10 protein-coding genes and 1 pseudogene are annotated in these 8,192 nt (G+C 43.4%); 8 read left to right on the top strand and 3 right to left on the bottom strand.

Features of this window, described 5'->3' with window-relative positions:
* Positions 1–250: 250 nt before the first annotated feature.
* Genes ndhC through EWV68_RS07180 form a run of 3 tightly spaced genes read left to right on the top strand, consistent with a single transcriptional unit; the run spans position 251 to position 1,908 of the window.
* A complete protein-coding gene (gene ndhC, locus EWV68_RS07190; RefSeq protein WP_002739390.1) occupies positions 251–613 on the top strand; it encodes a photosynthetic/respiratory NAD(P)H-quinone oxidoreductase subunit C in 363 nt (120 codons plus the stop codon).
* A gap of 47 nt (positions 614–660) precedes the next feature.
* A complete protein-coding gene (gene ndhK, locus EWV68_RS07185; protein WP_002769162.1) occupies positions 661–1,404 on the top strand; it encodes a photosynthetic/respiratory NAD(P)H-quinone oxidoreductase subunit K in 744 nt (247 codons plus the stop codon).
* Positions 1,405–1,908 (top strand): NAD(P)H-quinone oxidoreductase subunit J, encoded by a 504-nt coding sequence (locus EWV68_RS07180; RefSeq protein ID WP_002780471.1) that lies wholly within the window; start codon positions 1,405–1,407, stop codon positions 1,906–1,908.
* A gap of 102 nt (positions 1,909–2,010) precedes the next feature.
* Here the strand turns inward: EWV68_RS07180 and EWV68_RS07175 are convergent, their stop codons facing one another.
* Positions 2,011–3,516, bottom strand: coding sequence for a UbiD family decarboxylase (locus EWV68_RS07175; RefSeq protein WP_287169328.1), 1,506 nt, complete (start codon positions 3,514–3,516; stop codon positions 2,011–2,013).
* Positions 3,517–3,696: 180 nt separating this feature from the next.
* Here EWV68_RS07175 and EWV68_RS07170 point away from each other — a divergent pair, with 180 nt between their 5' ends.
* Positions 3,697–4,791, top strand: coding sequence for an AAA family ATPase (locus EWV68_RS07170; RefSeq protein ID WP_287169327.1), 1,095 nt, complete (start codon positions 3,697–3,699; stop codon positions 4,789–4,791).
* Positions 4,769–5,473 (top strand): DUF3226 domain-containing protein, encoded by a 705-nt coding sequence (locus tag EWV68_RS07165; RefSeq protein WP_061432253.1) that lies wholly within the window; start codon positions 4,769–4,771, stop codon positions 5,471–5,473. Before EWV68_RS07170 ends, EWV68_RS07165 begins: the two co-directional genes overlap by 23 nt.
* Positions 5,474–5,525: 52 nt before the next feature.
* On the opposite strand, the gene psbV is transcribed toward EWV68_RS07165, so the two are convergent.
* The gene (psbV, locus tag EWV68_RS07160) at positions 5,526–6,011 is read right to left on the bottom strand and encodes a photosystem II cytochrome c-550 (protein WP_061432254.1); all 486 of its coding nucleotides are present in this window, start codon (positions 6,009–6,011) and stop codon (positions 5,526–5,528) included.
* Positions 6,012–6,139: 128 nt separating this feature from the next.
* Positions 6,140–6,346 carry a hypothetical protein gene (locus EWV68_RS07155; RefSeq protein ID WP_002735525.1) on the bottom strand — a complete coding sequence of 69 codons (207 nt, stop codon included), beginning with the start codon at positions 6,344–6,346 and terminating at the stop codon, positions 6,140–6,142.
* Positions 6,347–6,806: 460 nt separating this feature from the next.
* Here EWV68_RS07155 and remA point away from each other — a divergent pair, with 460 nt between their 5' ends.
* The 3 genes and pseudogenes from remA to EWV68_RS07140 form a co-directional block, all read left to right on the top strand.
* Entirely contained in the window at positions 6,807–7,076 is a 270-nt protein-coding gene (gene remA, locus EWV68_RS07150; RefSeq protein ID WP_002737924.1) for an extracellular matrix/biofilm regulator RemA, read from the top strand.
* 12 nt (positions 7,077–7,088) lie between these two features.
* On the top strand, positions 7,089–7,643 hold the full coding sequence (gene gmk / locus EWV68_RS07145; RefSeq protein ID WP_061432256.1) for a guanylate kinase: 555 nt from the start codon (positions 7,089–7,091) through the stop codon (positions 7,641–7,643).
* Between the two features lie 304 nt (positions 7,644–7,947).
* A pseudogene (locus tag EWV68_RS07140) lies at positions 7,948–8,192 on the top strand (RNA-guided endonuclease TnpB family protein); the annotation flags it as partial.

The following is an 8,192-nucleotide window of genomic DNA, read 5'->3' as shown; positions in this document are numbered from 1 at the left end:
ATTTTTCGACTTAGTTGCCGGCAGCTTGCCGCCAACTCACTCCTCTAGATAAGTATTTTGACTCACGCTCCTTCCTCTTTCGAGACGTTGTGACACTTAGGGTGCGGAATGTGGGTTAACGAGCAATCTGGATAAACATCTTCAATGCTGCTTTTGAGAAGGAGACGGGTTGCTAAAGCCTCTATAATAAGTAGCCATAGAGATGCCGACAACTTCCCCTGTCGATAGCGAATAAGGAGAAAAAAACCCAGTGTTTGTCCTCAAAGGTTACGAGTATTTTCTAGGATTTCTGCTTGCTTGCAGTTTAGTACCAATCCTATCCCTAACTGCCTCCAAAGTCCTGCGGCCTAGTGGTGGTGGTCCGGAAAGACGCACCACTTATGAATCGGGGATGGAACCGATCGGCGGTGCTTGGATTCAGTTTAACATTCGTTATTATATGTTTGCCCTCGTTTTCGTGGTTTTTGACGTGGAAACCGTCTTTCTCTACCCTTGGGCAGTAGCTTTCAATCAATTGGGCCTATTAGCTTTTGTAGAAGCACTGATCTTTATTGCTATCCTTGTGGTTGCTCTCGTCTATGCTTGGCGAAAAGGAGCCTTAGAATGGTCATAACGGCCATAATTTTCCTTATTTTTGACTTTTCATAAGAGGATAACCCGATGAGTCCCAACCCTACCAGCGAATTTAAGCAAATTATCGAACAACAAAGCGAAAAAATCCTCAATCCCATCGAACGCACCAAAGTTACCCAGGATTTATCGGAAAATGTCATCCTCACCACCGTTGATGACCTGTATAACTGGGCGCGTTTGTCAAGTCTTTGGCCGATGCTATACGGTACCGCTTGCTGTTTTATCGAGTTCGCAGCCTTGATTGGTTCCCGTTTTGATTTCGATCGCTTTGGTTTAGTTCCCCGTTCTAGTCCCCGGCAAGCCGATTTAATCATCACTGCCGGTACAATCACCATGAAAATGGCCCCCGCTTTGGTGCGTCTGTATGAAGAAATGCCGGAACCTAAATACGTTATCGCCATGGGTGCCTGTACGATTACGGGGGGAATGTTCAGCAGTGACTCCACCACTGCGGTTAGAGGGGTAGATAAACTTATCCCCGTGGATGTCTATATACCCGGTTGTCCCCCCCGTCCGGAAGCGATTATCGACGCGATTATTAAACTGCGGAAAAAAGTCGCTAACGAATCTATTCAAGAACGCGGGACTGTCCTCCAGCAAACCAATCGTTATTACAGCACCACCCACAAAATGCAGCCCACGGAACCGATTCTTACCGGTAAATATCTACAATCGGCCACCCGTCAAGCACCTCCGAAAGAGTTACTAGAAGCCACCGGTATGCCTGTTCCCCCCGCTCTTTTGACCACGAAACAAAAGGAAGAAATCTAAATGACTGAAGAAACCACAGCTATTGTGCAAGCTGGCCCCACTTCGATTTGGTTAAGTGAAAATGGTTTTGAGCATCAAGCTTTAGAAGCTGACCATAGTGGTGTGGAATTGATTAAAGTAGAAGCAGACTTTTTAATTCCTCTGGCCACTGCTTTATACGCTTATGGCTTTAATTATCTCCAATGTCAGGGCGCTTACGATTTGGGACCGGGGAAAGAATTAGTTAGTTTCTATCATCTGGTCAAAGTAACCGATAATGTCGATAGTCCCGTGGAAGTGCGCTTAAAAGTCTTTCTTCCCAGAGATAATCCCCGGGTTGCTTCGGTTTACTGGATTTGGAAAGCAGCTGACTGGCAAGAACGAGAAAGTTATGATATGTTCGGCATTATTTATGAAGGACATCCCCACCTGAAACGGATTTTAATGCCGGAAGATTGGGTCGGTTGGCCTCTACGCAAAGATTACGTTTCTCCCGAATTCTACGAACTACAGGACGCTTACTAAGTCGAGAAATTAATCACTAATATCGGGTTAGAAGATATTTCTAGCCCGATTTTTTTGAGATTTAGGGACAAGATAAGCTATTGAGTATTTAGTCGGTTAAATCTACATTTCGTAGCCAAACTTATTGGCATCTACTTCTTGTAAATTAATATCGATTAAACCGTATTCTAACCAGCGTTGGGAAACCTTAACCGCCATGGACGGATCCGACTCCAAAGGTTCCCCCCATTCGTGGTCAGTTTCGGGATACATTTTAGTGGTGGCATCAATTCCCATTCTCCCCCCCAAACCGACCTTTTCGCTGGCAAAATCGAGGCTATCAAAGGGGGTTTCCGGGAGAATAAACACATCGCGAACCGGATCCACTTTAGAACTAATTGCCCAAACCACTTGCCGGGGGTCGCGAATATTAATCTCCTTATCGACGACGATGACAAATTTAGTATAGGTGAACTGGGGTAAGGCACTCCAAAAAGCTAAGGCCGCTCGCCGCGCTTGTCCGGGATAGGCTTTATCAATGGAGATAATCGCCGCTTTATAGCTTAAAGCCTCCATAGGTAGGAAAAAATCCCTGATTTCCGCCACCTGTTGCCGTAAAATCGGCGTATAAATACGATTAAGAGCGATCGCCATCATCGCTTCTTCCTTGGGAGGACGACCGCTAAAAGTGGTTAAATAAATGGGGTCGCGACGATGGGTCATGCAGTGGAAATGAATCAGGGGTGAATCTTCCACACCGCCATAGTAACCCATGTGATCACCAAAGGGTCCATCTGGCAATACCTCTCCGGGGGTAATTGTTCCTTCGAGGACGATTTCTGCGTCGGCCGGCACTTGCAAATCGAGGGTTTTACACTTGGCTAACTGTACCCCAGAACCGCCGTACAATCCCGCAAACAGCCATTCTGAGAGATCTACGGGGATAGGAGTGGCGGCGGCCATGATAATCAGAGGATCAACCCCTAAAGCAATGGCTATTTCCAATTTTTTGCCCATCTGTGCCGCTTTTCGCAGGTGACGCGCCCCACCGCGCACGGATAACCAGTGGACGGTCATGGTATTGTGAGACTGTAGCTGTAAGCGATAGACACCGACGTTAGGGGTTCCCGTTTCGCAATCTTTAGTAATTACTAGCCCTAGGGTGATAATCTGGCCTGCATCCCCCGGATAGGGACGAATCATCGGAATTTTCTTTAAATCTACTTCATTCCCTTCTAAAATCACCTGTTGACAGGCAGGGAAAAAGTTACGGTTGGGTTTGGCTTTCAGGACATCAAACAACACTTTACCAAAATCGATCGCTTGGGAGAGTTTTTTCGGCGGTTTCGGTTGTTGCAACAGGGCGAGTTTTTTGCCTAAATCTTCCAATTCTTCGGGTTTATTCAGGTTCATCGCCCAACAGATGCGTTCTACGGTTCCCATTAGGTTAATAGCGACGGGAAACTCTGCTCCTTGCACGTTTTCAAACAGTAGGGCCGGTCCCCCCACCTGTAGCATCCGATTAGCGATCTCGGCAATTTCTAAATCGGCAGAGACCGATGCACTAATGCGGCGTAATTGGCCACGATCTTCTAAAAGCTTAATAAATCCTCGTAAGTCTCTAGCCATGATGAAGAAATGTAAATAAATCCCTGTCTCTATTATCTCTTAGGGCGGCAGTTTCCGTCGGGGATAGTCACCGTTTTCAGAGTTGGAGGCGATTCTCGTCTAGAATTAAGTAAAAAAATCCCCATCTTGCCAGGGTCATTCCTACCCCTAAATTTATGCTTATTCAGCCCGGAGGTCAACATGATTAAGGATATTGAAATTAGTAATTTTAGATGTTTTGAGCATACCAAAATTGAAGGTTTTGAGCGAGTTAATTTAATTGGTGGTAAAAACAATTCAGGGAAAACTGCCCTATTGGAGGCAATATTTTTATATAGTTATCCCTATCCAAATACTATTCATCCCTACATCAGAGGAATCATTCGTAGGCAATCTTTAGCAGTTGTTCAGGCTGTTCCCAAAAATGCCTGGGATAATTTATTATTCAATCTTGATAGAGAAAATATTATTGAGTTAAAAGGCTCCCAATCTAATCAAGGGGATAAATTGGTAAAAATATCGATTTCCGATTCTCTTAAAGATAGCGTTTTAGGAATCTCTGAAGACTTGCAAAAATTATACAATTTTATCGCTAAAAATAAATCAGTTATTTCTATCTTAAATATTCACACAAGTTTTGACCATGATAATGACTCAAATGATGGTCAACTGAACTATTTTTTAATTGCTAGTTCTGAGGGAATACTCGCTTTACCTGATGCGGGTGATGAGGAACCAGTAATCATTGCCGCATCTGTCAATAAATCTTTGGAAGAATTGAGCGAGTCCTATACTAAAATAGTTTTTAATGAACAGGAAGAAGAAGTGCTAAAAGCTCTACAAATTCTCGATCCGTCCATTGAAAAAATAGAAAGTTTTTTTCTGGGTGAACCAAATTTATATCTGAAAAGAAAAGAGAGAAAACGCCTACCCATATCTCTGTTTGGTGAAGCGATTAATCGTCTGATAGAGATGATTTTTGCTCTACTCATCAATCCTAAAAAAATTATTTTTATCGATGAAATAGAAAATGGTCTTCACTATACTGCTTACCCAGATATTTGGAAAACTTTATTCCGATTAGCTATCGAACTAGATAGCCAAATTTTTGCCACAACCCATAGTTTAGAGATGATCCAAGCTTTTGCCGATGTGGGGTTAGAATATTATCCAGAACAGGGGGCCTATTTTGAACTAGCAAGGAGTCCCAGAACTGATAAAATTATCGGTATTAAAAGTGAATTAGATATCTTAGATTACGCTCTCAAGCATAATGATCGAATCAGAGGTGAGTAGAATCGTGGCTAATGTAATAATTGTTGAAAGTCAAGATGATGCGGCTTTTTTACGAGCTATTATTGAGCATATTAATGAATCGAATCATCTAACGATAACTATTGTTGAATTTTATATTCTAGACGGAATAGAACGAGAAAATTATCGTAGCCTTGAACAACGACTGAAACGACTTAATAACACCCTGCTTAAAGATGATATTCAAAAGATAGGTATTGTTTTAGATTTAGATGAACAAACCAGACAAGAAAGACTTGCTGTGGTTAGTCAATGTATTCAAAGAGTTTTTAGAGAAGCAGTCAGGATAGATGATACCCAAAAGCTATTTCAATTAAATGCTTCTACGAATACTCAAATAGGTTGTCATTTTCTTCATGTTAATGAACAGGGGGAACTAGAGACAGTGTTGAGAGAAATTAAAACCCAAGATTCTCCCCATGCTGATTGTGTAGAAGCTTGGCGATCCTGTCTTGCACAAAAAAATATTGATATAAATCGTAAAAAAATTGATAAATTGTGGATTCAAAACTATATCAGGGAAGATACACCATCACAGAATGAAAAAAGAGCGGCTAAGAAATATTGTAATTTATCCCATGCTTTAACCAAAAAAGACATTTGGAACTTTGAGCATGAGATATTAAATGAACTCAAAGAATTTTTACAACTATTTGCTGTCTAATCAAAAATCCCCCTAGAAATCTAGAGGGATAGAGGGATCTATGGAGGGCAATTTAGAAGTAAATTGTCCCACCCCAGCGCTCGTCTAGACGGGGAGCAACCAACAGATAAGCGGCGACGTTATACACATCATCTTCGGTCAGATTGCGTAATTCTGGGAAGATATCGGGACGGCTAACATTGGGATGGAATTCGCTCAGATCATCTTCACCATCGTAACTGGTGGGATGTTCTAGATAATCAATCAATGCTAACAGATTATCTCTGGGGGGTTCCGCTTTGGCCAGATCGGCCAGACCCAAACTGACGTTATTATTAGTTTTGGTTTTACCTTGCAGGTGGCACTTAGTACAATTGGCGATAAAAAGTTTCTGTCCTTCCGTCGCTTGTTCAGAAGTCAAAGTCACCGATTTCCCCGCATCATTGAGGGTGATGGTGAGGGTTTCTTCATCGAGTTCTAAGGCACTAGCGCCGTTAAGATTGAATTGTAATACAAAAAAAACTACAGCGATCGCTGCCACAATCAAACGTTTGATCATTGTTCTCCTACTCGCAATTGTTCCAAGAAAGGGAATTTTAAGGTGACTAAAAAATTTTCTCCTCTGGGAGGGTGTCGATCGATTCTAAGTGATCACGGACACCGAGAAGATCGCAGTTGGGAATAAAGTCAAGGGGACGTTTCCGTTTTAGAGGCGGTTACTCCTGAGCGTTGGGATAAAATCAGTGAGATAATTGCTTTAGCATCTTCTAGGGCGAGATTAGTCTGCCGATCTTTATAGGAGATGCCTAATTGGTCGCAAAGTGACAACACAGATTCATCGGCCAGATCGTACTCTGCCGCAATATCAGCGATCGATAGATCAGCAAAACCCATAGTCTAACGCACCCACCAAGGATAGAGAATACTTATTAGTCACCATAATTATCATGCCATTGCCGGGGACATTCTTGACAGTGATCAGTTATCAGTGATCAGGAGACAGGAGACAGGAGGCAGCTTTGTTCTCCCCATCACCCTACACCCCACACCCTACACCCCACACCCCACACCCCACACCCCACACCCCACACCCCATCACCCCACTCCCCCATCACCCCATCACCCCATCACCCCATACCCTCAAAATTCCCTAATTTTCCCTACTTTTGCCTTTTTATTCCCTAAGATAGAGACTCGTGTAAACAAATTTAATTAAAATCGCAAAAAACCTGAAAAAATACTAAAATGTGATTAAGAATGTTATTTTTAGCGTTGTAAGGCTAAATCTTTCTCGATAACATTGTAATCATACCTCCACACTCTTTTGTACAAAGGACTGCACCTTTGTTAACTTATGGATATACAACTGATCAACATCGGCTTCGGTAATATTGTTTCCGCTAATCGGGTTATCGCCATCGTTAGCCCAGAATCGGCTCCTATCAAACGCATCATCAGTGATGCTCGGGATAAAGGCTGTTTAATCGATGCTACCTATGGAAGACGGACTCGTGCGGTGATCATCACCGATTCTAGTCATGTAGTGCTGTCGGCCATTCAACCAGAAACCGTGGCTCACCGTTTCGTGGTCAACAAGGAAGCGCCTGTTAATAGTAGCAACTAAGTCATTAACCCCATGCAACCCGGTCAATTAATTGTCATTACCGGCCCTAGCGGTGTGGGCAAGGGTACGCTAGTCCGGCATTTACTAACTCGTTTCCCTAACCTCTACCTGTCCGTATCCGCCACTACGCGCCCACCTCGACCGGGTGAAATTGAGGGGGAAGATTACTACTTTCTCGACCGTCCCAGTTTCGAGGAGAAAATGGCAGCCGGAGAATTTCTAGAATCGGCCGAATACGCGGGCAACTACTATGGAACTCCCCAATCAGCGATCGCCGCTCAATTAGCAACAGGCCAGACCGTAATTCTAGAAATCGAATTAGAGGGAGCCAGACAGGTCTGTAAAAGCTTCCCCGAAGCGAGGAGAATCTTTATCCTACCCCCCAGTTTCGAGGAATTAGAACGTCGTTTGCGCGGCCGGGGCAAAGATGCCGAAACAGCGATCGCCCGCCGTCTAGAGCGCGCCCAAGAAGAATTAGCCGCCAGCGAGGAATTCCCCGATCAAATCGTCAACGATGACCTAGAAACCGCCCTAGATGCCATCGAGAAGATTATTTTTAGCCGTTAGCTGTTGGGGGTTAGGTGTTAGGTTTTGGGGTTTTAGGGTTTTAGGGTTTTAGTTGAAATTCCCCACTTCCCCACTTCCCCTAATCCTTATCCCCCATTCCCTAAGTTACCTAAAATATCGGATGAATACCCCCGCTACATTTTTCGATAAGATACTCACAAAAATTAGCGGGGGATGAAATCCGACCAGAATATCAATGACCCTGAGCGAAGTCGAAGGGTCAGCAACGGAGCATCGGTTTAATTCTACCATCTGTAGGTAAACTGTGTTATAATTAATTTAACCAATGGTCGTGGATTGTTAGATGCTAGTCGTAGAAGCAAAGCTAAAAAACGGAACACCAGAGCAATATCACCGGCTTGATGAAGCTATCACAACTTCTCAGTTTGTGCGTAATTCTTGTGTTCGTTATTGGATAGAAAATAAAGGAACAACCCGCAATGATCTCCAAAAACTTTGTGCGGTACTAGCTAATAATAAAGAGACACCTTGGGTTAATAAATTAAACTCTCAAGCTCGTCAATCGGCTGCTGATAGAGCCTGGCAATC

Source organism: Microcystis sp. M_QC_C_20170808_M9Col (genome assembly GCF_007095495.1).
GTDB lineage: Bacteria > Cyanobacteriota > Cyanobacteriia > Cyanobacteriales > Microcystaceae > Microcystis > Microcystis aeruginosa.
Note: the sequence above shows the minus strand (reverse complement) of the source record. Positions and strands in the feature narration are given on the sequence as shown.

Coding starts and splice junctions, on each gene's coding strand:
- ndhK (WP_002769162.1), top strand. CDS start 661: ATGAGTCCCAACCCTACCAGCGAATTTAAGCAAATTATCGAACAACAA.
- EWV68_RS07180 (WP_002780471.1), top strand. CDS start 1,405: ATGACTGAAGAAACCACAGCTATTGTGCAAGCTGGCCCCACTTCGATT.
- EWV68_RS07175 (WP_287169328.1), bottom strand. CDS start 3,516: ATGGCTAGAGACTTACGAGGATTTATTAAGCTTTTAGAAGATCGTGGC.
- EWV68_RS07170 (WP_287169327.1), top strand. CDS start 3,697: ATGATTAAGGATATTGAAATTAGTAATTTTAGATGTTTTGAGCATACC.
- EWV68_RS07165 (WP_061432253.1), top strand. CDS start 4,769: ATGATCGAATCAGAGGTGAGTAGAATCGTGGCTAATGTAATAATTGTT.
- psbV (WP_061432254.1), bottom strand. CDS start 6,011: ATGATCAAACGTTTGATTGTGGCAGCGATCGCTGTAGTTTTTTTTGTA.
- EWV68_RS07155 (WP_002735525.1), bottom strand. CDS start 6,346: ATGGGTTTTGCTGATCTATCGATCGCTGATATTGCGGCAGAGTACGAT.
- remA (WP_002737924.1), top strand. CDS start 6,807: ATGGATATACAACTGATCAACATCGGCTTCGGTAATATTGTTTCCGCT.
- gmk (WP_061432256.1), top strand. CDS start 7,089: ATGCAACCCGGTCAATTAATTGTCATTACCGGCCCTAGCGGTGTGGGC.